This is a genomic window from Tenacibaculum sp. TC6, assembly GCF_050606265.1.
Taxonomy (GTDB): domain Bacteria; phylum Bacteroidota; class Bacteroidia; order Flavobacteriales; family Flavobacteriaceae; genus Polaribacter.
Map to the genome: position 1 here is coordinate 104,774 of NZ_JBOCUK010000005.1, position 22,909 is coordinate 127,682.

A 22,909-nucleotide genomic window follows, 5' to 3' on the forward strand; every position below is an offset into this window, starting at 1 on the left:
AATTTTTAAATATTATCTAACTCTTCTATGTCCTTTTTAACTTCTTCTACTGTATTTTCTAAAGATTCAATTTCTTTTTTCACTTTAGCTTCAATAGAATCTATCTTCTGAATATTAGCTTCAATTTGCTTATTCTCCTCTTCTTTCTTTTTGTCTGTACATGCTATCACTAAAGAAGTGCAAAACAGAAGGATCAATAGTTTTTTCATAATAAATGAATTTATGTTGGTTTTAGGGTTAAGACACTTTTATTTCTTTTTAGTCACAATTTACCATGCAATTTACTATTTAATCAACAATAAGTCAATAATTTAAAAACAAAAAACTGATTAACTTCTTTTAGGATTAGAAATTAATCAGTTTTAAAATTTTGATTTAGATAGAATTTTTACGCTTTAGGAAGAAAAACTTCTGCCATCATACAACGAGCACTACCTCCACCACAAGCCTCAATGGTTTGTAGTGAACTATGTATTACTTTTGTATGCTTTTCTACTATTTTTAATTGCTGGTTAGTTAACGAATTATAGGCTGAAGTACTCATAACTAAATAGCGTTCATTATCTTTTCCTCGTACTTGTAACATATTACCGGCAAACTGAGTTACTTGCTCTTCTGTAATTGCAACAACTTCTTTTTTATCAGATTTTAGATGTTTCAATAAATTTTTCTTTTCACTTTTATCATCAATTGAATCCAAACATACCACTGCAAATGTTTCTGCAACACACATCATAACATTGGTATGATAAATAGCTTCTCTTTTTCCATTTACCGTTTGGTTTGCGACAAATACTACCGGAGTGAATTCAAAATCTTCACAAAATTCTATGAATAATTCTTCATCAGCTCTGGGTGATAAGGCACAATAAGCCTTTCTATGTTGCCTATCTAAAATCATACTCCCCGTTCCTTCTAAAAAAATCTCTTCTTCCTCTGCTTCAGAATAATCAACTACATTTTCAATAAGAAATCCTTTTTCTTCTAAAATTTCTAAGACATCTTCTCTTCTTTCCAATCTACGATTTTCAGCAAACATCGGATACATAGCTACATCACCGTTTTCATGGAAAGAAATCCAATTATTAGGAAATAACGCATCAGGAGTGTCCGGTTCTTTGGTATCTTCAATGACCACAACTTCTACTCCAACGGATTGAAGTTTTTGCACAAAAGCATCAAATTCTTCTTGTGCTTTTGCATTAACTGAAGCCGGTAACATTCCTGATAATTCTTGTTGATAATAATTATTTACGGCTGTTTGTTCGTTCATCCTAAAACTAGCAGGACGAACCATTACTATGGTATTCGTTGTTTGTTGCATACTGCGAAGGTAACAGATTTTAATATTATTTTCTGTTATTTTCTTATATTCAAAAGTAATTTATGGCATAATAACTGCTAGTAAAAACTTTGATAAAACTTTTAAAAAATGACTAGAAAAACAATGAAAAAATCGGCTGCTATTTTAGCCATGACTTCGTTAGTATTTTTCTCTTGTAAAAACCAAGGTAATAGTAATACTGAAAACAAAGTTGAACAACAACCCAAACAAGAATTTGTTGATGAGCATAATGCTAAAAACTCTTTAGATTGGTCTGGAATCTATGAAGGTACACTACCCTGTGCTAGTTGCCCTGGAATTAACACTACACTTAAGTTGAACGCTGATTTAACGTTTGAATTGACTGAAGTATACTTGGATGAAGAACAAAACAATTTTGTTGAAAAAGGAAGTTTTACATGGGACAAAAAAGGAACAAATATTACTTTAAATATTCCTGACAGAAATCCTCAATACAAATGCATTGAAGGTTCTGTGATTGCATTGGACACTGATGGAAAAGTGATTGAAGGAGAGCTTTCTAAATTTTACATTCTTTCTAAGAAAGAGTAAGGAGATTATTTTTTATACTATAACATCAGCCTAATAATTTGTTAGGCTATTTTTATTTGTTATTGAATCCTGTTTTTAAAAAATTATTTGATATATCAATTAATTTTATATATTTGTTTGATATATCAAATATATCATGACATTCAATACTCCTACATCAACCATATTGTATTCAATAGAAGAAACTATAAAAGCATATCGAAAATTAAGTGCAAAAAATATAGCTGAAGTAATTCCGGATATTACAGTTGATCAAGCTTTAATATTAATTATTCTTAACAAGAATAGTAATTATACACAAGTAGAATTAGCCGATTTAGTTTTTAAGGATTATGCTTCCATTACTCGTATATTAAAGTTAATGGAAGATAAAGACTATCTGAATAAAAAAACAAACACACATGATAAAAGACGTTCATTAGTTACAATTACTGAAAAAGGAAAAAAAGCAATTTCTTTACTGGATCCGGTTATACAGATTAATAGAAATACTGCTCTAAAAGGAATAACCGATTCTGAACTTACTCAGTTGTTCGACTTACTTAAAAAAATAACTAAAAATTGCACTTCATAAAATGAAAAAAATAATTCTTATTCTTTTGGCTTTTTTCACCTCAACAATAACCTTTTCTCAAGAGAAGGTGAACTACCAATCCGTAATTGATACTTTACTTAATAAAACAGAAGATAATTATATTTTTCCTGATGTTGCTGAACATGTTAAACAGCAATTATTAGGCTTGAAGAAAAATACTTTCAGTGAGTTATCTAAAAAACAATTTGCAGATACAATTACTTTTTTTCTTGAAAAATATAGTAAGGACAAACATTTTGTTCTTTTATATCGACCTAATTTTTTAAAGAAAACCGAATCTAAAAAAGTTCAGCAACAAAAATTTAATGAAATTAATAAACGATGGAATTTCGGGTTTGAGTCGGTACAAAGACTTCCGGGTAATATAGGTTATATTCACTATTCCGGTTTTGCTGAACCTACCTCCTCAAAAGCCACTTTAGCTGCTGCAATGAATTTTGTGGCCAATACCAATTCTTTGATTATTGACTTAAGAGATAATCGTGGTGGCGATATTGGTATGGTTGAGTTGTTTTCCAGTTATTTTTTTAGCAATAAAGAAACCTTAAGCAAAACATATTACAGGTTTGAAAATAAAACTGTTGTAAATAAAACAAAGGTCAAAGTTTCAGGTAAAAAATATTTGGGTAAACCTATTTATATATTAACTAACAAAAATTCGTTTTCCGGTGCAGAAGCCCTTAGTTATCATTTAAAAAATAGGGGTATCGCAACTATTATAGGCGAAAAAACAGCTGGTGCGTCCAATCCTGTAGAAATGTTTGTTATTAATAATGAGTTCTTATTGTTTGTTCCTGTTGGCAACATGCATGACCCAATAACCGGTAAAAACTGGGAGCATATTGGCGTTGAACCTACTTATTATATTTCTTCAGATAAAGCTCTGGAAAAAGCACAAATTGTAGCTCTTAATCATATTCTAAAGCAAAAATTAAATACAGAACTACTTAGCGAAGAAATTGAAAAAAGAATTACTGACTTAACCAAAAAAATACAACAATAAACAACCAACTCTTTACTATGAAAAAAGCGTTTTTACTCCTGATAATTATTCCTTTTATTTTTTCTTGTAATTCAAAAAGCAAGCATTTAGAAAAAGACTCTAAAGTAATTGAGATTACAAATTATCTGGATTCTTTAGATGGTTTTAGCGGAACTGTTTTAATAGCTAAAAATGATAGTGTTTTATTTAAAAAAGCATACGGTTTTGCGCATCTGGGGCATAAGGTAAAAAATAATGTTAACACAAAATTTTCTTATGCTTCCATTGGTAAATCCTTCACGGCTGTAGCTATTTTTCAATTAATTCAAGCAGGAAAATTGTCTTTAAATGACCCCGTTGGAAAGTTTTTACCCAACTATCCTAATAAAAATGTAAGAGATTCTATAACCATTAAATTACTATTATCACATAGAAGTGGACTGCCTAATTTTTTTCATTCAGAGAAATTTATTAACTCTTCAAAAGATCAATTCAGAACCTTAGAAAGCCTTTCTCCTCTTTATGAAAATGAACCTTTAGAAAACAAACCTAATGAGCAATTTTCTTACAGAAACACGAATTATATCGTACTTGGTAGAATTATTGAAGAAATTACAAAAACACCTTATGAACAGTTTATTCATAATAATATTTTTTCCGTTGCAAGTATGAAAAATACAGGCAACTATGATATTGACTTTCCCATTGAAAATGCTGCAGAAAATTATACTTTATCAGATATACACCCCAATGAACTACAAAAAAACATTTTTATGAGCGCTGCTAAAGGTGGTCCGGCAGGTGGTGGTTATACTACTTTAGATGACTTATATAAATTTGCTACCGCGTTTAAAAACAATCAATTTTTAACTCCAAAATATAGCCTTCTTATGAAAAAAGAACCTTTAAATGGTTCATACGGTTATGGTATGCAGTTTGCCAGTGCTAAAGGATCAGGTATTTATGGGCATAGCGGAGGGCATTTTGGGGCAGGTGTTGAATGGAGAGTTTTTGACAAACAAAATTATACCGTAATTCTGCTTACGAATAAAGATTTAGATCAAGGTTTTTTGGATGCCCGATTTTTTATAGAGCAAACTATAGCCGGAACTACCCCAAAATTAAACAGTTATTTTTTCACTAAAAAAATGATAAATACTTGTTTAAACCATGGAATTGAACAGACGAAGCAAATATTAGCTGATTCAAAAAATAATTTATCTGAAATAGCTATAAATGCAAAAGGTTATGAAATGATAAAAAGGGGCTTTTATAAAAATGCCATTGATTTATTTGAGCTTGAAGTTTTTGCTTTTCCTAAGTCTTATGATGCTTACGATTCTCTTGGAGAAGCCTATATGAAAAGTGGAAATACAGATGCTTCAATTAAAAATTACAAGAAGAGTTTAGAACTTAATCCTGATAATCAAAATGCTAAAGAAAAAATAAAAGAGTTACTTAAGATTTAAAGAAATGTATAAACTACAATCCGTTTTTTAAATTGATAAAAGTTGCATTCTCATACACCTCTTCTAAAAAATCAATAGCGCGTTGACTTCGCATTCCTGATTTACAATAAACAACCACAGGTTTTTCTGTATTTATTTCATCATATCGTTGAGCAAGTTCTCCTAATGGAATATGTTGTCCCCCAATATGATGTTGTTCTCGTTCCCAAAGTTCGCGAACATCTAATAAGTTATAGGTTGATAACTTACGTTGTAACTCCTCTAAAGTTATTTCATGTATAGGGATTTTGATCCCACAGAAAAACGCATAATCTTTGTCCAGTTCAGTAACCTCAGCCTTGTCGGTTTTTTGAAACTTTAATATCATTTGACGCATGCTTAAGGTATCATACATCAATAATTTATTGGCTAGCACCTCTCCTATTCCACAAATAATCTTAATAGCTTCATTAGCTTGTAAGCTTCCTATAATTCCGGGTAATACACCTAAAACTCCTATTTCTGAACAATTAGGTGATTCCTCTGGTTTTGGTGGTGTTGGATATAAACATCGATACGTAGCACTTCCTTGGTAATTAAATACACTGACTTGTCCTTCAAACTTGAAAATAGCACCGTATACTAACGGTTTTTGGGTTAATACCGCTGCATCGTTGGTTAAATAACGAGTGGCAAAATTATCGCTGCCATCTACAATTACGTCATATTTCTCAAATAAAGAAACAGCATTTTGGTTAGTTAATTTTTCTTTATATACATGAAACTGTACAAACGGATTTAACCTTGACAAACGATTCGCTGCTGTTTCTGATTTGGACTTTCCTATATCATCTATCGTATATAAAACTTGACGCTGTAAATTACTTTGGTCTACTACATCATCATCAATAATTCCAATCGTCCCAACACCTGCTGCTGTTAAGTATTGTAATACAGGACAACCCAATCCGCCTGCACCGATTACCAAAACCTTGGCCTGTTTAAGTTTTAGTTGCCCTTCTTCTCCTATTTTATCTAAAATTAGGTGACGATTGTATTGTTTTTGTTCTTCTTGACTTAAGTTCATAATTGTATAAGATTCTGAAACAAGTTCAGAATGACGTTCATTTGGTTTGTAAAAGATAAGTTACCTTCAATCTTCAATCTTGATTCTAACAGCGAAGCGGTCTAACTTCTAAAATGCTCCCAATCTTTCCAAACTACTTCTAATCCCTGACCTTTTAGCATCTGTACAATTTCTTCGGTGCTTCTTTCGTCTGAAATTTCAAATTGCTCTAACGATTGTGGTTCAACACTATATCCTCCTGGATTTGTCTTAGACTCTGCACTGATGGAGGTTGCCCCTAAATTAACGATATTATTTCTAAAAACTTCACTTTCTCGGGTAGACATTGACAGCTCTACATCTTCATCTAATAGTCTAAACGCACAGATTAATTGTACCAAATCTGCATCCGTCATTTCAACCTTAGGCTCTAAACCTCCGGAGTGCGGTCTTAAACGTGGAAACGAAATAGAATACTTCGTTTTCCAATAGGTCTTCTGTAAATATTTTAAATGCAATGCGGTAAAAAAGCTATCTGCTCGCCAATCTTCCAACCCGAATAAAGCTCCTAATCCTATTTTATGAATTCCTGCTTTTCCTAGTCTATCAGGTGTTTCCAAACGATACTCGAAATTTGATTTTTTCCCTTTCGGATGGTGTTTTTTATATTCTTGCTGATGATACGTTTCTTGATATACCAATACTGCATACAATCCACTTTCAATTAACAACTCATACTCATGTTGATCTAAAGGTTGCACTTCAATCGTAATATTTGAGAATTGTGAGCGAATCAATTCAATTGCGTTTTTAATATACTCAACTCCCACTGTCTGATTGGCTTCTCCGGTTACTAACAAAATGTGATCGTACCCTTTCGCTTTTAAAAAAGCTACTTCTTTTAGTATTTCAGCATCAGTTAAGGTTCTCCTCGGAATTTTGTTTGTAAAACTGAATCCGCAATAGGTACATATATTTTGGCATTCGTTACTTAAATACATCGGAGCATACATTTGAATGGTATTTCCGAATCGTTTTTTAGTCAGCAAGCGACTCTTTTGCGCCATCTGTTCTAAAAAAGGTTTTGCAGCAGGCGAAATGAGCGCTTTAAAATCTTCCAAATCGAGTTTATTCTTTGATAAGGCATTTTCAACATCAATAGTTGTTTTATTAAAAATGCTTTGCAAAGTTTGATCCCAGTTGTATTGGTTGAATGTATCTTTAAAGCTATTGGCTGTTAGCTCTTGGTTTTTATTTTTTGTTGTGTTTACTAGCATCGTATTAATTTTAAATAAGCTAATGACTAAATACCAACAGCTTTAATTTAAAAAACTCGTTAGCGGACTACTTGCTTCTGCTTGTTTTCTGATAGGGGCTAGTTTTGCTTCATAGGCCATTCTCCCTGCTTCTACTGCCATTTTAAAAGCCTGTGCCATAGCTACCGGATTTTGTGATACTGCAATAGCTGTATTTACCAAAACAGCATCGGCACCTAATTCCATAGCATACGCTGCGTGTGAAGGCGCTCCAATACCCGCATCTACTACCACAGGAACATTTGATTGCTCTATGATAATTTCTAAAAACTCTAAGGTTTTCAATCCTTTATTACTTCCAATAGGTGCTCCTAAAGGCATTACACATTGCGTTCCTACTTCTTCTAATCGCTTACATAAAACCGGATCTGCATGAATATAAGGCATGACTACAAATCCTTTTTTTACTAGTTCTTCAGCTGCTTTTAAGGTTTCGATAGGATCCGGTAATAAATATCTTGGATCTGGATGTATCTCTAATTTTACCCAATTCGTTTCCAGAGCTTCTCTAGACAATTCTGCTGCAAACACAGCTTCTTTTGCTGTACGAACTCCTGATGTATTTGGTAATAAATTAATTCGAGAATGATTTAAATGTGATAAAATATCATCTTCTTCGTTTTGAACATCTACTCTTTTTAAAGCAACTGTTATCAGTTCACTTTCTGAAGCTAACAAAGCTTCTTTCATTAATTGAGAGGAACTGAATTTCCCTGTTCCTGTAAATAATCGTGAGGTAAATGTTTTATCGGCTATTGTTAAGTTGGTATTCATTGTTACTGATTTATTGTGCTCCTATTTTGTACACTTGTTCGTTAGTACTTGGTGCTTTTAAAATTTTATGGAATGCAGAAATCGAGTTGAAATTTTGTGTAATCGCTCCTGAAATGGCAACACCATAGACTCCTGTATTAATAATATCAGGTACATTTTCTAGGGTAATCCCTCCAATGGCTATTATTGGAGTGGTTGTTTTTAACTCTTCTAATAATACTTGATAACCAACAGTTCCTAAAACCGGACTCAAATTCTTTTTAGTTTCTGTAAATTGAAAAGGACCTAAACCAATATAATCTACTCTCTTTTCTAGTAGTTTTGTACAATCCTCCAAAGTATTTGCTGTCCCGCCTACGATATATAAATTCCCTAAATATTCTCTTACTTTTAACGGACATTCATCAGCTTTACCTAAATGAACTCCATCTGCTTTGACTTCTTTCGCTACTTTATAATAATCGTTTATAATTAAACGAGTTTGGAAATGACTCGTAATTTCTCTTGCTTTTTGCGCTGTTTCTAAAATAGTTTTTGGATCCAGATTCTTTAATCGAAGTTGTACCCACTCTGCTCCAGAAGCACAAGCTTTTTGTACATTTTCTAAATGTTCTTCCGGAGTTTTTCCTTGAGTTATATAATGTAATTTACTTATCATTCTTTTTAGTAATCGGTGTATTAATAGAAGTTAAGGAGTTAAGTATTAAGATTTATTAAGGATACTTCTACAATACGCATTCAACATTTTGCTTACTTCCTCTATTAGTTCTTTTTCTTTAGAAATACTCTTCACATACTCTAAATCTTTAGATAGTATTAAAAAATAACGACATTCTTCTAATGATGCTTGTGCTATATTGTAAAACCGTAGCTTTTCTTTATTGTTAATTCTTTTATAGCCTTCTGCAATGTTTGCTGTTATTGATATTGCTGCTCTTCTAAACTGTGATGTTAAACCATATATCTCTTCCTTTGGAAATTGTTTAGATATTTTATATACTTCTAATACAAACTGATGCCCTTTTTGCCAAACCAATAAATCTTCAAATGATGTTGTTTTCTTCATATCCTTCATTTTTTTGTATTGCTTCACCTATAATTCTTAACTTCTAAACTCCTCAATTACTTATAAGAATGTTCTCCTAAGAGCGTTTGATTAGAGTTTAAAAATTGTTCTGTGTATTGCTTAGCGTTTTTACAAGCATCATCTAAAGGAAGTTGTTTGGCTAAGTTTGATGCTAAAGCTGCAGACAACACACAACCACTTCCATGCTTTTCAAAGATAGTTTTAGCTATTGGTGGAATATTCAATTGTACTATTTTACTATGGTATACTTCATCCCATCCTTTTTTAGCTAATCTATGTCCTCCTTTTAAATAAATATTCGTTTTTTCTGAAATAAACTCAATAGTTTCTTCTATTGATTTATCAGGAAATAAAGCGTTGATTTCATTATAATTTGGAGTAATAAAATCACAGTATTGTAATACTTCTTCAAACACCTTTATATTCTCTTCGGAATGAAAATCAAATCCAGCACTGGCTTTTAAAACAGGGTCCAACACTATTTTTATGGATGGATTGCATTTCTTTAGAATTTGAACAACCTCTAATAATACACTCCAAGATTGGATAATTCCTATTTTTACTACTGATATTTCAAAGCGTTCAAATAAAGTTTCTACTTGATTGATTATTGTTTCTTTTTCAATCCAAATACAATCTTTAAAATCGATATCATTTTGAACGGTAACTGCTGTACATACAGATACTCCATACAACCCGTGAGCTTCAAATGTTTTTATATCTGAAGTCAATCCGGCACCGCTTGAAGGATCAAAACCAGCAATAGTTAGTATATAGATTTGTTGTTTCATTCTTCTACTCCAGTTAATATAATTTACTTTAATCAAAAGGCTGCTTTGTAAACTCTTTGTAATGACTTTTGATATTTTTAAAACTTTCAACGGGACTTTCAGTATTCCAAACACCTCCTAAAATACCAACTCCTTTAAATCCTAACTGTAAAGTTTCTGTAATTGTTTCAGGAGTAATTCCTCCCATACCTATTATTGTTTTTTTAAGGTGATTTACATCAAACCCTCTGCCTTCATATCCTTCTTTTGATATAGATGAAAACACAGGACTTAACAAATGGTAATCAAAACTTATTTCACATGCTTCTAATACGGTAGGTTCATGAAAAGAACTACTTACGGTGCTTCCTTTTACTTTAAAAGCATTCACATAGGTTGTAAGGTGCTCTCCTAAATCAATTCTAGGTTGTTCTTGCAAGTGAATTCCTTTTAAATTGAAATCATTTAGTAATTCATGAAAATAGTGTACGACTATTCTGTCATGATATTTTGCTTCTATTTGATTCAGATATTCAATATGTTCTTGATATCCTTTAAATGGCTTTCTAAGATGATAATGTGTCAATCCTGCTTCAAAAAGTTGATGCAAGATTTCTACTTCATGTTTATGATCTCTTTCCGGAGCGATTACTACAATCATACAATCAATTTTTGAATTACGAATTATGAATTTGGAAATTTTTAATTCGTAATTTACAGATAAACTTCTGACCCTTTTGTTTTAAACTCTTCTGATTTTTCTTTCATTCCTTCTTCTATGGCTTCTGAAGACTCTAATTCTTTTTGCGCCGCATAATCTCGAACTTCCTGAGTTATTTTCATAGAACAGAATTTTGGTCCGCACATAGAACAAAAATGTGCAATTTTAGCACCTTCAGCCGGAAGTGTTTCATCATGATATTCTTTTGCTAATTCCGGATCTAAACTTAAATTGAATTGGTCTTCCCATCGGAATTCAAAACGTGCTTTACTTAAAACATCATCTCTATGTTGTGCTCCCGGGTGTCCTTTTGCTAAATCAGCGGCATGTGCAGCTAACTTATAAGTAACTACTCCGGTGCGTACGTCTTCTTTATTTGGTAAACCTAAATGTTCTTTAGGTGTTACATAACATAACATTGCTGTACCGTACCAACCAATCATTGCGGCTCCAATTCCAGAAGTAATATGGTCATATCCAGGTGCTATATCTGTAGTTAAAGGGCCTAATGTATAAAAAGGTGCTTCCCCACAGGCTTCCAATTGTTTATCCATATTAGCCTTAATCATGTGCATAGGTACGTGCCCCGGTCCTTCAATAAAACATTGTACTTCATGTTTCCATGCTATTTTGGTTAACTCTCCTAATGTTTCTAATTCGGCAAACTGAGCTTCATCATTAGCATCAGCTATACACCCCGGTCGTAACCCATCGCCTAATGAAAAGGCTACATCATAAGCTTTCATAATTTCACAAATCTCTTCGAAATGGGTATATAAAAAACTCTCTTTGTGATGTGCCAAACACCATTTTGCCATAATAGATCCTCCTCTGGAAACAATTCCGGTAATACGTTTTGCTGTCATTGGCACATATGCTAAGCGTACTCCTGCGTGTATGGTAAAATAATCTACACCTTGTTCTGCTTGTTCTATTAGTGTATCTCTAAAAATATCCCAAGTTAAGTCTTCAGCAATTCCGTTTACTTTTTCTAAAGCTTGATAAATGGGCACTGTACCCACAGGTACTGGTGAATTACGGATAATCCACTCACGAGTTTCGTGAATATTTTTTCCTGTAGACAAATCCATAATATTATCAGCTCCCCAACGGCATGCCCAAACTGCTTTTTCTACTTCTTCTTCAATAGAAGAGGTAGTAGCCGAGTTACCAATGTTTGCATTTATTTTTACTAAAAAGTTACGACCTAAAATCATAGGTTCTGCTTCCGGGTGATTGATATTTGAAGGAATTACCGCACGCCCTCTGGCAACCTCTTCTCTTACAAATTCAGGAGTAATCTTTTCAGGAATACTTGCTCCGAAATCTTGCCCCGGATGTTGTTTAGACAAACGAGTCATTTCATCTATTCGTTGATTTTCTCGAATGGCTACATATTCCATTTCAGGCGTAATTATTCCTTTTTTAGCATAATGTAATTGCGTTACATTTTTTCCTTTTTTAGCTCTTTTGGGTTTATGTTTTAAGTTAAATCGTAAATGATCTAAACTTGCATCTTTCAATCGTTCGTTACAATATTCAGAAGTAAACTCATTTAAAATTTCTACATCTTCTCTGTTCACTATCCATTCTTCTCTAATGCGCTCTAACCCATTATGAATGTTAATTTCTTTAGTCGGATCAGTATAAGGACCTGAAGTATCGTACACCGTTATCGGTTCATTAGGAGTTCTTTTCTTTGTCATTGAATCTACTGTATCGCTCAATTCAATTTCACGCATAGCAACTTCTATCTGCGGATGAATTTTTCCTTGAACATATATTTTTCTCGAATTTGGAAACGGTTGTCTAGTTATTCCGTTTTGTTTAGGTGCAGTATCTTTTTTCTTCATTTGTTAAGGTTGTTAGTTTTGAATACAAAAATGTATTTGTTTGTTATTTGTAGTTAGTTTATCCTCCTTGTGTAGATTTTATGATTAAAATAGCATCATTATCATGAAGTATTTGTGAAGTCCAATCCTCTCTTTTTATTACACTTCCGTTAATAGCAATAGCAATACCATTGGTATGTAATTTTAATACAGCTACCAGTTCGTGTAATGTTAAGGTATTTGAAAATTTCTTTTGAACGTCGTTTACTTTTATTGTTATCATATGAAACTTTTTAAAGTAAACTGTAGAAGAAGTTTAGTATCGCTCTGTAAAAAAAAATACGATACTAAAAAAGATGTGACAACTTTTCCCTACGCTGGTGTTAACCATATCAGGTTCAAAGGATCTTTCTCAAACTAGCGAACTAGCTACTCCTAAAGTTTACTACAACAAATATAAAGGTTTATTTTTTCCTAATCTTCTTTTTCTACCTCCTTTTCAATCAATCATACTTAAAAAACTAACTTTCAATACATTAAATTTAAAACCACTTTTACTTTTTTAGAACTTTGATATAAAACTTGAAATTTTAATCTAATTCAAAATATTGATTCTACTTACCTGATTAACTTCTAAAGTTTGGAAAAAATGAGATTTCTATTCCTCTTACTGAAGTTATCTGGCATAACTAAAAAATTAAAATTATTCATTCATTAAAAAAAAGAAATTATGGCAACTACCTTAGAAAAAACTCACATTGAGTCTAATCAAGAATTAGAAAAATTGGCCTCAGGAACGGTTAGCATTATTGCTAAATATGCTTTCCAAAATCCATATTCTATAAATGGTCCTTTCGGAACCTTAGAATTAACGATTACGGAAGATTCTTCTTCTGTTACTAAAAACGCTTTTGGTGATATTGTAATTAACACTTTATGGGGACTTGGCTCTTACACAAACCTAAAGTTTACTGGACCTGCAAAATTTAATGGTAGTACCGGTTATACTTCTATTGAAGCTGATTCAAAAGGTACAATTACTGTACGCCCGAATCCACCTAAATCTATTGAAGCTAAAGTGAGCATTACATTGCAACCCGGGTTTCAAGAAGGAACATTAAGTGTTGAAGGTTTTTTTAGTGATTTTGCTATAAAGGCCACTTATGTTCATTATCAAAAATAAGACATGATATTTATAAAAAAACGAGCTTAATTAAGCTCGTTTTTTGTAGATTTTTATATATTCTCTATTGTTTTCGTTATTTCTTCAAGTACTTCAAAAGCAGTTTCTGCCATTTTATTTCCTTTTAAATCTAATAACGGGTTTACTTCAACAAACTCTATGCAAGCCACTTTTTTACTTGCCAACAGTCCTTTTATAATTTCTATAATTTCGTATTGATCAAATCCTTTTGGCACCGGTGTGCCTGTTCCGTAAGAAATCATATCACAATCCATTGCATCTACATCAAACGACACATAAATTACATCGCAATCACTAAGTTTCTCAAGGGTTTCATTAACACAAACCTCAATTCCTCTGAAACGAACTTCTGCTACTTTATAATTTTTTATTCCGTACTTTTCAATTTGTTTATCTTCTGGCTCTTCAGTGTCTCTAACTCCATAGAAAACTAGATTTTCAGGTGCTACCTTTTGTCCTGGGACTCCTACATTTTTCATTTGTTCCCAAAACTCTGCAGTTTCTCTGCTTACATCATTAATTTGACAGTCTAAGTTATCATCAGCTATTGTTGCCGCTAACGGCATTCCATGAATATTTCCCGATGGTGAAGTATAAGGTGAATGTAAATCTCCATGTGCATCAATCCAAACAACACCTACTTTCTTTGTAGGATTAGCAGCTTTTATACCACTAATAGTTCCTAACGCAGAAGAATGATCTCCGGAAATAACTATAGGAAAGTTTCCTTCTTGTAAATTTACTTTAACGTGATTTGCTAATCGTTTGCATTGATTAAACACGTTTTCTATTCGTTTAGCAAAGGAATTATTTTCTCTGTTATAAATAGATTCATTTTCAGTTATTACATCTTCATGTGTAAATCTATCAAAATAATTACTTCCTCTATTAATAGCAGCAATTTCTATGGCATCAACTCCCATATCGGAACCCCGCGTTCCTGCTCCTATATCAGATCTATTTTTTATAATTTTTATTTCTTTCATTTGGTAAGTATGAATTCAATAAAAAAATGCCATCTATAAATTAAATGACATTTTGTTAATTTTTTTATTTGTTTATTTTCCCAACAAAAGGACGGTAGTTATATCCGGTATATACCTGACGTGGTCTTCCTATTGGTTCTTTCCTTAAACGCATTTCTCTCCATTGAGCTATCCATCCAGGTAAACGTCCTAAAGCAAACATTACGGTAAACATTTCTACCGGAATTCCCATAGCACGGTAAATAATTCCTGAATAGAAATCTACGTTAGGATATAATTTTCTATCTACAAAGTATTGATCTTCTAAAGCTTCTCTTTCTAAACCTTTAGCGATATCTAAAATTGGATCACTTACTCCTAAATCTGCTAATACTTCATCAGCCGCTTTTTTAATAATTCTGGCACGTGGATCAAAATTCTTGTACACACGGTGACCGAATCCCATTAAACGGAATGGATCATTTTTGTCTTTTGCTTTAGCCATGTATTTTTTGGTATCTCCTCCATCAGCTTTAATTGCTTCTAACATTTCAAGAACCGCTTGGTTAGCACCTCCATGTAAAGGTCCCCATAAAGCAGAAATACCTGCAGATAAAGAGGCAAATAAACCAGCATGAGAAGATCCTACTATACGTACTGTTGATGTAGAACAGTTTTGCTCATGATCTGCATGTAAGATTAATAGTTTATCTAAAGCATTAATCATAATAGGGTTTAATTCATACTCGTCATTTGGTTTTTGAAACATCATTGTTAAAATATTTTCAACATACCCTAATTTACGAGATCCGTAGTTTAATGGTAATCCTTGTTTTTTACGTAAAGTCCAAGCCACTAACACAGGGAATTTACCCATAATTTTTACGATAGCTTTATACATATCTTCTTCTGAATCAACATTTACAGAAGAAGGATTAAAAGCTGTTAATGCAGAAGTTAAAGAAGATAACACTCCCATTGGGTGTGCATTTTTAGGAAATGCATCTAAAATTTTCTTTACATCATCATCAACAATAGCTTGATCTAAAATATCACTATAAAATTTATTTAATTGCTCTTCAGTTGGTAATTCACCAAAAATAAGCAAGTAAGCCACTTCTAAAAAATCTGCTTTTTCAGCTAACTCTTCAATAGCATACCCTCTGTATCTTAAAATACCTTTCTCTCCATCTAAAAATGTAATAGCACTTTGGCAAGAACCTGTATTCTTAAAACCTGGGTCAATTGTTACCGCACCGGTAGTATCCCTTAAGGTTTTAATATCGATTGCTGTTTCGTTCTCAGTTCCTTTTATCAAAGGAAATTCATATGTGCTTTCGCCAATCTGTAGTTTTGCTATATCTGACATTTTTTATCTAAAATTATTTATAATTGAAGTGAGTTGCGAAGATACCATTTTTTATAAAATTTTAAAAGTTCCTTATTATAGATTTTTAACATCAAAAAATAAGAATTATTTATTTCACAATTTATAAATTTCTACCTGAATGTCTACGGTTTAATTAGCGTTATTTTTTCTTAATGCTATTCTTTTTCAGTTAGTAAACATTTTTTTGAATATAGCTTTAAAAGCTAAAAAGCTGTTTTTATCGTTTATACTTTTTTATCTTACTCTAATATTTTCTTCACCTAAAAGAAAACTTTGCTTACTTATAGAGCAAACAAAGTTTTACAAATTTTTGAGATATCAAATCAACATTAATTTTATTTCTTTCTAAGATATTTAATTGGCATATCTTTTAGTTCCGTATTTTCTTACTAAATCTTCATTTTTATTTCCGGAAAGGTCAGCAATAAATCTCATAGTATGTTGAGAATCTTCGACTGAGATTCCATAAGGATCAACAAACGGGTTTAATGGTATTCCAATCATATATACGAGTGAACTACCCGGAGTTAAAGTTCTTTTAGCTTCCGTAACATCGTGAAATACTAATCTTGCTATATAATATGAATCAACGCCATTTGCCAAAGGCACTTCTACAAAATCTTGCTGAGGATGCCCATGTCCTTCAACATTGTTAAGAATAGAAACATGTCTTTCTCCACTTGTATTTTTAGGAGCTACAAACATTAAAACAGCCGCATCAATATGCATGGATTGTTTTGATCTATTAGTAAAAGTATAGGCATATGTTTTATACCAACTTCCTCCTGAACTTGAAACTTTAAGTGTTAACGGCACATTGGATACAAATGTGCTAAAATCATTAAGTTCACTTAATATCGGATTAGACCCTGAAAGTGTATGATCACCCGGAATAGGGATGGATTCACCAAGTATTTCATAATTTTCAGGCCAAGGAACTTGAGTAAAATCATCCGGACCATTAAACACTAAATTCTGATAATTTGTTTCTTTTTCAATTGTTCTATGCACAAAGGAATTTGTGTCATACACATCTTCTTTTTCTTCTACACATGATGTGAAACATAATGTGATAAAAAATATAATTAAAGGATAATTTAATAGGCTTTTCATTTTTTTAAATAGTTTTTTGTTATTATAATTTTTACAGTGAAGTTGATTCGATTATCTCCGCTTTTCTGAAATGAATTCATTTTAAATTCTTTATTTACAGAATAAAACCAGAAGAAGTCAAAAACCTATAAAATAAGCTTTTAACATTTTATTTATAGCCTAACTTTTCTTATAGCATATTATTAATGTACTTATTTTATCTCTTTCCTTAAAATATTATATACAAACAACCTGAAACATCTTCTTAACAACCTACTTTACATGACAAAATAAAAAAACTGATAATCAATACAATAAAAAAACAATTATTATATTCTACTAATTGATTTTATGTTGTTTCATTTAATCTACTTTAATTATTCTTTTTTATTTTTCAATAAAAATATACAAAAGGGATTTCTTTGAAATTTTGGGCCTATTCAAAAATAACATTACAGGAAAAAATGTTAATTTTTTGTTATTTTTTTGTTAACCCGATATCTATCCTTACTTTTCATCACACAAATTCAATTCTAAAACCCTTCTTAACAATGAAAAAAATTAAATTTTCTATTGCATCATTATGCATCGCTCTTCTTACTGTACAATGTACTACTCAAGAAGAGAACAATTTTACAAACGACAATGCACCTATAGGCATTACCTCTCCAAGCATGTTAGAAGTTAATAATGCTGAGTGTTATACAGTTGATGGTTTTGGTCCTAACTCTTATTGGGCTGAATATATAGTAAATCAATCGACTACTGATTTTTTAAAATCTCAACACAACAAAGCTGCTAACTTTTTTGGTATGGGTAATGTGCCTTTATATTTAGCAGGGGGAAGCGGAACTTTTAATGCTCTATCATATCCTGGTGGTTATATAGTTTGGGGTGAAGAATTATTAGCTAGTGCTTTAAATTATGGAAATGTATCTATTGCATACGTAGCTGCGCATGAAATGGGACATCAGGTACAGTTTAGAGATAACACCATACCTAGTTCAAATCATGTTAGTGCTACTGAATTAGAAGCTGATGGATTTGGAGGTTATTTTATTCGAAGATCTTATACTAGTAATTGGAATACAGCTGCAGGTGCTTATAATTTCTCACAAACACTGGCAGGACCATTAGGAAGTTCTCACGGAACTGCTGCACAAAGAAGATCTGCGTTTAGATTAGGGTATTTATTAGGAGATAATGGTAGTTATACTAACAGAAATTTTGATAGAACCTTTTTCTATTACTATGACTATTATGTAAAAGATGGTAGATTAAGATCAGACTTAAAGAAACCATCATACATAGAGCAAAGTCAGCACGAATCTATTTTAGCTCATGTGGAAGAATTACATAAAATTTACACAGGCGAAATTTCTAAGGATGAATTCTTAAACTTAAATTAAAAAATTAAATAATAACGAATTGAATTTAATTTCGGAGGCTGTCTTACAATGTAAGATAGCCTTTGCTTTTATAAACTGCTTAGATGATTGTTGTTTATATTCTTACATTTTTTATCAGGGGTATAAAAACGGACATCAGCAAAAATTAAAAGCTCGTGTAAATACACGAGCTTTTAATTTTATATATCAATTTCTCTTATTTTACTTTGAATGCTTTTTCTTGCGGATAGTAAGCTACCTCTCCAAGTTGTTCTTCAATACGTAGTAATTGGTTGTATTTAGCCATACGATCAGAACGCGAAGCCGAACCGGTTTTTATTTGTCCACAGTTTAATGCCACGGCCAAATCAGCGATTGTATTATCTTCTGTTTCTCCTGAACGATGACTCATTACTGATGTATAACCAGCATTGTGTGCCATATTAACAGCAGCAATAGTTTCTGTTAATGTACCTATTTGATTTACTTTAATTAAAATTGAATTGGCTATTCCATTTTCAATTCCTCTAGATAATCGCTCTACATTAGTCACAAATAAATCATCGCCTACTAACTGTACTTTATTTCCAACTTTTTCTGTTAAAAGCTTCCATCCTTCCCAATCATTTTCATCCATTCCATCTTCAATAGATATAATTGGATATTTTTCACATAATTGAGCTAAGTATTCTGCCTGTTCTTCAGAAGTTCTAACAGCACCTTTATCTCCTTCAAATTTGGTGTAATCATATTTACCACCTACATAGAATTCTGCCGAAGCACAATCTAAGGCTATCATGATTTCTTCTCCAAATTTATACCCTGCATTTTTTGCTGCTAAAGCAATAGTTTCAATAGCATCTTCTGTTCCTTCTAAAGTCGGAGCAAAACCTCCTTCATCACCTACTGCTGTAGATAAGTTTCTATCATGCAACACTTTTTTTAATTGATGAAAAACCTCAGAGCCTACTTGCATAGCTTCAGTAAAGCTTTTTGCTTTCACAGGCATAATCATAAACTCTTGAAAAGCTATAGGAGCATCAGAGTGTGAACCTCCGTTAATAATATTCATCATTGGAACCGGTAATGTATTAGCAGAAACACCACCTACATAACGATATAACGGTAACCCTAATTCATTAGCTGCAGCTTTAGCTACCGCTAATGAAACACCTAAAATAGCATTAGCTCCTAAATTAGATTTATTTGAAGTTCCGTCTAAATCAATCATGATTTTATCAACCATATTTTGTTCAAAAACAGATACTCCTAATAATTCCTGTGCTATTATAGTATTTACATTTTCTACTGCTTTAAGTACTCCTTTACCCATATAGGTATTTCCTCCATCACGCAACTCAACAGCTTCATGTTCTCCTGTAGAAGCCCCTGAAGGTACTGCTGCTCTTCCCATAATTCCGTTTTCAGTAGTTACATCTACCTCTACAGTAGGGTTTCCTCTAGAATCAAAAATTTGACGTGCATGAACGTTGATTATAATACTCATAGTTGTTTTTGTTTATTAGTAATTATAGGCAGCCAATTTACAAAATACTGCCTTTTTATTATTTTAAATTCTTATGATTTTGCGAAAACGTTATCAAACACAAATTCCCGCTTTGAAGCGGGAATTTATATTAAGCTTTTGCCTTTTTTATATTTTCAATAAACTGATCAAATAAGTACTCAGCATCATGAGGTCCAGGGCTCGCTTCCGGATGATATTGAACAGAAAAAACATTTTTACTTTTCATTTGAATACCTGCAACAGTATTATCATTTAAATGTACATGAGTTATTTCCACATCAGGATGTGCTTCTGCTTCTTCTCTGTTAATAGCAAAACCATGGTTTTGAGAGGTAATTTCTCCTTTTCCTGTTACTAAATTCTTTACAGGATGATTAATTCCTCTGTGGCCGTTATGCATTTTATAGGTAGAAATTCCATTAGCAAGTGCTATAACTTGATGTCCTAAACAAATACCAAACAATGGTAAATTTCTAGCTATAATTTCTTTAGCGGTATTTTGTGCATCAGTCAAAGGCTCCGGATCACCAGGGCCATTAGAAATAAAATATCCATCAGGATTAAAATCGCTCATTTCTTCAAAAGTAGCATTGTAAGGATATACTTTAATATAAGCACCTCTCTTTGCTAAATTTCTTAGAATGTTTTTTTTAATTCCGATATCTAATGCTGATATTTTTATCAGAGCATTTTCATTTCCAATAAAATAAGGTTCTTGAGTAGACACTTTAGAGGCTAACTCTAATCCTTCCATATTTGGAACCTCAGATAATTTCTTTTTTAACTCGTCAATATTATCTATTTCTGTTGAAATAATAGCATTCATAGCTCCATTATCTCTAATATAAGAAACTAATGCTCTGGTATCAACATCAGAAATAGCAACTAAATTATGTTTTTCAAACCAATCTTTTAAATTTCCATCTGATGCAGGTCTTGAATGTGTAAAACTGAAATTTCTACAAATTAACCCTGAAATTTTAATTCCTTCAGACTCTATTTCATCATTATTTACTCCATAATTACCAATATGGGCATTAGTTGTAACCATGATTTGACCATAGTAAGACGGATCTGTAAAGATTTCCTGATAACCTGTCATTCCGGTGTTAAAACAGATTTCTCCTGTAGCGGTACCTTCAATTCCTACTGATTTACCATAGAAAATAGTTCCATCAGCTAATAATACTAAAGCTTTTTTTCTCGACTGATATTTCATTTAGTGTGTTGTGTATAATTTGGTTGCAAAAATATTTAAAAAAAAGGGATAAACATTAAATGTTCATCCCTTTTATATAATTGATAAAAATTTTCATTTTTATTCTTCTTCTTGTGATGTCTGAGTTTCAACAACAGGAGTTTCAGTTTTTTTAGCACCTCCTCGACGGCTACGACGAGTAGTCTTTTTAGCTTTTCCTCCATTTGCATTATACAATTCGTTGTAATCAACTAATTCAACCATTGCCATTGGAGCGTTATCTCCTTGACGATTTCCTAATTTGATAATACGAATGTATCCACCCGGTCTGTCACCAACTTTTACAGATATTTCTTTAAATAATTCTGTAACTGCATATTTGTTACGTAAGTAACTGAATACTACACGACGGTTATGAGTTGTATCTGTTTTAGACTTTGTAATTAAAGGCTCAACAAATCTACGTATAGCTTTCGCTTTCGCTTCAGTAGTATTAATTCGCTTGTGCTCTATTAAAGAACAAGCCATGTTTGACAACATCGATTTTCTGTGTGCTGTCTTTCTTCCTAAATGATTGATTTTCTTTCCGTGTCTCATGACATTTGGGTTTTTCTTTCATCTTGCTACAAACTCTTAACGAGGAGCAAAATATGAAAGGTTAATCTCTATCTAACTTGTATTTACTTAAATCCATTCCGAAATTTAATCCTTTGTTGTGCACTAACTCTTCTAATTCAGTTAATGATTTTTTTCCAAAGTTTCTGAACTTCATTAAATCACTCTTATTAAATGATACTAAGTCTCCTAAAGTATCAACTTCTGCAGCTTTTAAACAATTTAAAGCACGAACTGATAAATCCATATCAACCAATTTCGTCTTTAACAACTGACGCATGTGTAATGATTCTTCATCATATGTTTCAGTTTGTGCTATTTCATCCGCTTCTAATGTAATACGCTCATCAGAGAATAACATAAAGTGGTGAATTAAAATTTTAGCAGCTTCTGTTAAAGCATCTTTTGGATTTATAGAACCATCTGTATCGATATCGAAAACTAATTTTTCGTAATCAGTTTTTTGCTCCACACGGAAGTTCTCTACTGCATATTTTACATTCTTAATTGGCGTGTAAATTGAGTCAGTAAAAATAGTTCCTAATGGTGCTCCAGCTCTTTTATTTTCTTCAGCCGGAACAAAACCTCTACCTTTTTCGATAGTGATTTCAGCATTAAAGTTTACAGATTTATCCATGTTACAAAGTACTAAGTCAGGGTTTAATACTTGAAAACCTGAAATAAACTTTTGTAAGTCACCAGCCGTTAATTGCTCTTGTCCTGATACAGCAATAGAAACAGTTTCTCTGTCAGATTCTTCAATTTGCTTCTTAAAACGAACTTGTTTTAAGTTTAAGATAATTTCAGTAACATCTTCTACAACTCCTTCTATTGTTGAGAACTCATGATCAACCCCATCAATACGTAATGATGTAATGGCAAATCCTTCTAAAGAAGATAATAGTACTCTTCGTAAAGCATTACCAACTGTTAATCCAAAACCTGGTTCAAGAGGTCTAAATTCAAATCTACCTGTAAAATCAGTAGATTCTATCATTATTACTTTATCAGGTTTTTGAAAGTTTAAAATTGCCATATTTT

General features: G+C 32.1%; 24 protein-coding genes and 1 riboswitch. Of the genes, 6 read left to right on the forward strand and 18 right to left on the reverse strand.

The window, feature by feature from the left end; all coding sequences use genetic code 11:
* Window positions 1–5 precede the first annotated feature (5 nt).
* Window positions 6–209, reverse strand: coding sequence for a hypothetical protein (locus ACQY1Q_RS04355; RefSeq protein WP_431004068.1), 204 nt, complete (start codon window positions 207–209; stop codon window positions 6–8).
* A gap of 179 nt (window positions 210–388) precedes the next feature.
* Window positions 389–1,324 carry a citrulline utilization hydrolase CtlX gene (ctlX, locus tag ACQY1Q_RS04360; protein WP_431004069.1) on the reverse strand — a complete coding sequence of 312 codons (936 nt, stop codon included), beginning with the start codon at window positions 1,322–1,324 and terminating at the stop codon, window positions 389–391.
* A 108-nt stretch (window positions 1,325–1,432) separates the two neighbouring features.
* Here ctlX and ACQY1Q_RS04365 point away from each other — a divergent pair, with 108 nt between their 5' ends.
* The 4 genes from ACQY1Q_RS04365 to ACQY1Q_RS04380 all read left to right on the forward strand — a co-directional run bounded on the left by ACQY1Q_RS04365 (window position 1,433) and on the right by ACQY1Q_RS04380 (window position 4,943).
* A complete protein-coding gene (locus ACQY1Q_RS04365; protein ID WP_431004070.1) occupies window positions 1,433–1,897 on the forward strand; it encodes a copper resistance protein NlpE in 465 nt (154 codons plus the stop codon).
* A gap of 136 nt (window positions 1,898–2,033) precedes the next feature.
* Window positions 2,034–2,471, forward strand: a complete 438-nt coding sequence (locus ACQY1Q_RS04370; protein ID WP_431004071.1) for a MarR family winged helix-turn-helix transcriptional regulator — start codon at window positions 2,034–2,036, stop codon at window positions 2,469–2,471.
* 1 nt (window position 2,472) lies between these two features.
* Window positions 2,473–3,495: a S41 family peptidase gene (locus ACQY1Q_RS04375; protein WP_431004072.1), complete on the forward strand. Its 1,023-nt coding sequence runs from the start codon at window positions 2,473–2,475 to the stop codon at window positions 3,493–3,495.
* A gap of 17 nt (window positions 3,496–3,512) precedes the next feature.
* Window positions 3,513–4,943, forward strand: a complete 1,431-nt coding sequence (locus tag ACQY1Q_RS04380) for a serine hydrolase (RefSeq protein WP_431004073.1) — start codon at window positions 3,513–3,515, stop codon at window positions 4,941–4,943.
* A 13-nt stretch (window positions 4,944–4,956) separates the two neighbouring features.
* Here the strand turns inward: ACQY1Q_RS04380 and moeB are convergent, their stop codons facing one another.
* From moeB to thiS, 9 genes are all read right to left on the reverse strand, one after another.
* Complete coding sequence (moeB, locus tag ACQY1Q_RS04385; RefSeq protein WP_431004074.1) at window positions 4,957–6,009, reverse strand: molybdopterin-synthase adenylyltransferase MoeB; 1,053 nt, start codon at window positions 6,007–6,009, stop codon at window positions 4,957–4,959.
* A 101-nt stretch (window positions 6,010–6,110) separates the two neighbouring features.
* The gene (gene thiH, locus ACQY1Q_RS04390; RefSeq protein WP_431004075.1) at window positions 6,111–7,265 is read right to left on the reverse strand and encodes a 2-iminoacetate synthase ThiH; all 1,155 of its coding nucleotides are present in this window, start codon (window positions 7,263–7,265) and stop codon (window positions 6,111–6,113) included.
* A gap of 42 nt (window positions 7,266–7,307) precedes the next feature.
* Complete coding sequence (locus ACQY1Q_RS04395; protein WP_431004076.1) at window positions 7,308–8,078, reverse strand: thiazole synthase; 771 nt, start codon at window positions 8,076–8,078, stop codon at window positions 7,308–7,310.
* Window positions 8,079–8,088: 10 nt separating this feature from the next.
* Entirely contained in the window at window positions 8,089–8,736 is a 648-nt protein-coding gene (thiE, locus tag ACQY1Q_RS04400; protein WP_431004077.1) for a thiamine phosphate synthase, read from the reverse strand.
* Between the two features lie 45 nt (window positions 8,737–8,781).
* On the reverse strand, window positions 8,782–9,144 hold the full coding sequence (locus tag ACQY1Q_RS04405; RefSeq protein WP_431004078.1) for a four helix bundle protein: 363 nt from the start codon (window positions 9,142–9,144) through the stop codon (window positions 8,782–8,784).
* A gap of 56 nt (window positions 9,145–9,200) precedes the next feature.
* Window positions 9,201–9,956, reverse strand: coding sequence for a hydroxymethylpyrimidine/phosphomethylpyrimidine kinase (locus tag ACQY1Q_RS04410; protein ID WP_431004079.1), 756 nt, complete (start codon window positions 9,954–9,956; stop codon window positions 9,201–9,203).
* 28 nt (window positions 9,957–9,984) lie between these two features.
* Window positions 9,985–10,596, reverse strand: coding sequence for a thiamine phosphate synthase (locus tag ACQY1Q_RS04415; RefSeq protein WP_431004080.1), 612 nt, complete (start codon window positions 10,594–10,596; stop codon window positions 9,985–9,987).
* Window positions 10,597–10,649: 53 nt separating this feature from the next.
* Window positions 10,650–12,509 carry a phosphomethylpyrimidine synthase ThiC gene (gene thiC / locus ACQY1Q_RS04420; RefSeq protein ID WP_431004081.1) on the reverse strand — a complete coding sequence of 620 codons (1,860 nt, stop codon included), beginning with the start codon at window positions 12,507–12,509 and terminating at the stop codon, window positions 10,650–10,652.
* Window positions 12,510–12,567: 58 nt separating this feature from the next.
* Complete coding sequence (thiS, locus tag ACQY1Q_RS04425) at window positions 12,568–12,771, reverse strand: sulfur carrier protein ThiS (protein WP_431004082.1); 204 nt, start codon at window positions 12,769–12,771, stop codon at window positions 12,568–12,570.
* A 69-nt stretch (window positions 12,772–12,840) separates the two neighbouring features.
* Window positions 12,841–12,935, reverse strand: a riboswitch (TPP riboswitch).
* A 283-nt stretch (window positions 12,936–13,218) separates the two neighbouring features.
* Here thiS and ACQY1Q_RS04430 point away from each other — a divergent pair.
* Window positions 13,219–13,671 carry a hypothetical protein gene (locus ACQY1Q_RS04430; protein ID WP_431004083.1) on the forward strand — a complete coding sequence of 151 codons (453 nt, stop codon included), beginning with the start codon at window positions 13,219–13,221 and terminating at the stop codon, window positions 13,669–13,671.
* A 53-nt stretch (window positions 13,672–13,724) separates the two neighbouring features.
* Here ACQY1Q_RS04430 and ACQY1Q_RS04435 read toward each other — a convergent pair whose 3' ends face one another.
* From ACQY1Q_RS04435 to ACQY1Q_RS04445, 3 genes are all read right to left on the reverse strand, one after another.
* Window positions 13,725–14,678, reverse strand: a complete 954-nt coding sequence (locus ACQY1Q_RS04435; RefSeq protein WP_431004084.1) for an arginase — start codon at window positions 14,676–14,678, stop codon at window positions 13,725–13,727.
* Between the two features lie 64 nt (window positions 14,679–14,742).
* A complete protein-coding gene (locus ACQY1Q_RS04440) occupies window positions 14,743–16,026 on the reverse strand; it encodes a citrate synthase (RefSeq protein WP_431004085.1) in 1,284 nt (427 codons plus the stop codon).
* A 375-nt stretch (window positions 16,027–16,401) separates the two neighbouring features.
* Window positions 16,402–17,160, reverse strand: coding sequence for a hypothetical protein (locus ACQY1Q_RS04445; protein ID WP_431004086.1), 759 nt, complete (start codon window positions 17,158–17,160; stop codon window positions 16,402–16,404).
* Between the two features lie 530 nt (window positions 17,161–17,690).
* Here ACQY1Q_RS04445 and ACQY1Q_RS04450 point away from each other — a divergent pair.
* The gene (locus ACQY1Q_RS04450) at window positions 17,691–18,548 is read left to right on the forward strand and encodes a hypothetical protein (RefSeq protein WP_431004087.1); all 858 of its coding nucleotides are present in this window, start codon (window positions 17,691–17,693) and stop codon (window positions 18,546–18,548) included.
* Between the two features lie 196 nt (window positions 18,549–18,744).
* Here ACQY1Q_RS04450 and eno read toward each other — a convergent pair whose 3' ends face one another.
* The 4 genes from eno to ACQY1Q_RS04470 form a co-directional block, all read right to left on the reverse strand.
* Window positions 18,745–20,034 (reverse strand): phosphopyruvate hydratase, encoded by a 1,290-nt coding sequence (gene eno / locus ACQY1Q_RS04455; protein WP_431004088.1) that lies wholly within the window; start codon window positions 20,032–20,034, stop codon window positions 18,745–18,747.
* Between the two features lie 130 nt (window positions 20,035–20,164).
* Entirely contained in the window at window positions 20,165–21,274 is a 1,110-nt protein-coding gene (carA, locus tag ACQY1Q_RS04460; protein WP_431004089.1) for a glutamine-hydrolyzing carbamoyl-phosphate synthase small subunit, read from the reverse strand.
* Window positions 21,275–21,373: 99 nt separating this feature from the next.
* Entirely contained in the window at window positions 21,374–21,850 is a 477-nt protein-coding gene (gene rplQ, locus ACQY1Q_RS04465; protein ID WP_431004090.1) for a 50S ribosomal protein L17, read from the reverse strand.
* 61 nt (window positions 21,851–21,911) lie between these two features.
* The gene (locus tag ACQY1Q_RS04470) at window positions 21,912–22,904 is read right to left on the reverse strand and encodes a DNA-directed RNA polymerase subunit alpha (protein WP_431004091.1); all 993 of its coding nucleotides are present in this window, start codon (window positions 22,902–22,904) and stop codon (window positions 21,912–21,914) included.
* Window positions 22,905–22,909: the final 5 nt, after the last annotated feature.

Bases quoted from the DNA above. Each gene is read 5' to 3' on its own strand.
- ACQY1Q_RS04470 (WP_431004091.1), bottom strand. From the start codon at position 22,904: ATGGCAATTTTAAACTTTCAAAAACCTGATAAAGTAATAATGATAGAA.
- ACQY1Q_RS04395 (WP_431004076.1), bottom strand. From the start codon at position 8,078: ATGAATACCAACTTAACAATAGCCGATAAAACATTTACCTCACGATTA.
- eno (WP_431004088.1), bottom strand. From the start codon at position 20,034: ATGAGTATTATAATCAACGTTCATGCACGTCAAATTTTTGATTCTAGA.
- thiS (WP_431004082.1), bottom strand. From the start codon at position 12,771: ATGATAACAATAAAAGTAAACGACGTTCAAAAGAAATTTTCAAATACC.
- moeB (WP_431004074.1), bottom strand. From the start codon at position 6,009: ATGAACTTAAGTCAAGAAGAACAAAAACAATACAATCGTCACCTAATT.
- ACQY1Q_RS04370 (WP_431004071.1), top strand. From the start codon at position 2,034: ATGACATTCAATACTCCTACATCAACCATATTGTATTCAATAGAAGAA.
- ACQY1Q_RS04365 (WP_431004070.1), top strand. From the start codon at position 1,433: ATGACTAGAAAAACAATGAAAAAATCGGCTGCTATTTTAGCCATGACT.
- ACQY1Q_RS04430 (WP_431004083.1), top strand. From the start codon at position 13,219: ATGGCAACTACCTTAGAAAAAACTCACATTGAGTCTAATCAAGAATTA.
- ACQY1Q_RS04440 (WP_431004085.1), bottom strand. From the start codon at position 16,026: ATGTCAGATATAGCAAAACTACAGATTGGCGAAAGCACATATGAATTT.
- rplQ (WP_431004090.1), bottom strand. From the start codon at position 21,850: ATGAGACACGGAAAGAAAATCAATCATTTAGGAAGAAAGACAGCACAC.
- thiH (WP_431004075.1), bottom strand. From the start codon at position 7,265: ATGCTAGTAAACACAACAAAAAATAAAAACCAAGAGCTAACAGCCAAT.
- ACQY1Q_RS04450 (WP_431004087.1), top strand. From the start codon at position 17,691: ATGAAAAAAATTAAATTTTCTATTGCATCATTATGCATCGCTCTTCTT.
- ACQY1Q_RS04445 (WP_431004086.1), bottom strand. From the start codon at position 17,160: ATGAAAAGCCTATTAAATTATCCTTTAATTATATTTTTTATCACATTA.
- ACQY1Q_RS04410 (WP_431004079.1), bottom strand. From the start codon at position 9,956: ATGAAACAACAAATCTATATACTAACTATTGCTGGTTTTGATCCTTCA.
- ACQY1Q_RS04355 (WP_431004068.1), bottom strand. From the start codon at position 209: ATGAAAAAACTATTGATCCTTCTGTTTTGCACTTCTTTAGTGATAGCA.
- ACQY1Q_RS04435 (WP_431004084.1), bottom strand. From the start codon at position 14,678: ATGAAAGAAATAAAAATTATAAAAAATAGATCTGATATAGGAGCAGGA.
- thiC (WP_431004081.1), bottom strand. From the start codon at position 12,509: ATGAAGAAAAAAGATACTGCACCTAAACAAAACGGAATAACTAGACAA.
- thiE (WP_431004077.1), bottom strand. From the start codon at position 8,736: ATGATAAGTAAATTACATTATATAACTCAAGGAAAAACTCCGGAAGAA.
- ACQY1Q_RS04375 (WP_431004072.1), top strand. From the start codon at position 2,473: ATGAAAAAAATAATTCTTATTCTTTTGGCTTTTTTCACCTCAACAATA.
- ctlX (WP_431004069.1), bottom strand. From the start codon at position 1,324: ATGCAACAAACAACGAATACCATAGTAATGGTTCGTCCTGCTAGTTTT.
- ACQY1Q_RS04415 (WP_431004080.1), bottom strand. From the start codon at position 10,596: ATGATTGTAGTAATCGCTCCGGAAAGAGATCATAAACATGAAGTAGAA.
- ACQY1Q_RS04405 (WP_431004078.1), bottom strand. From the start codon at position 9,144: ATGAAGAAAACAACATCATTTGAAGATTTATTGGTTTGGCAAAAAGGG.
- ACQY1Q_RS04380 (WP_431004073.1), top strand. From the start codon at position 3,513: ATGAAAAAAGCGTTTTTACTCCTGATAATTATTCCTTTTATTTTTTCT.
- carA (WP_431004089.1), bottom strand. From the start codon at position 21,274: ATGAAATATCAGTCGAGAAAAAAAGCTTTAGTATTATTAGCTGATGGA.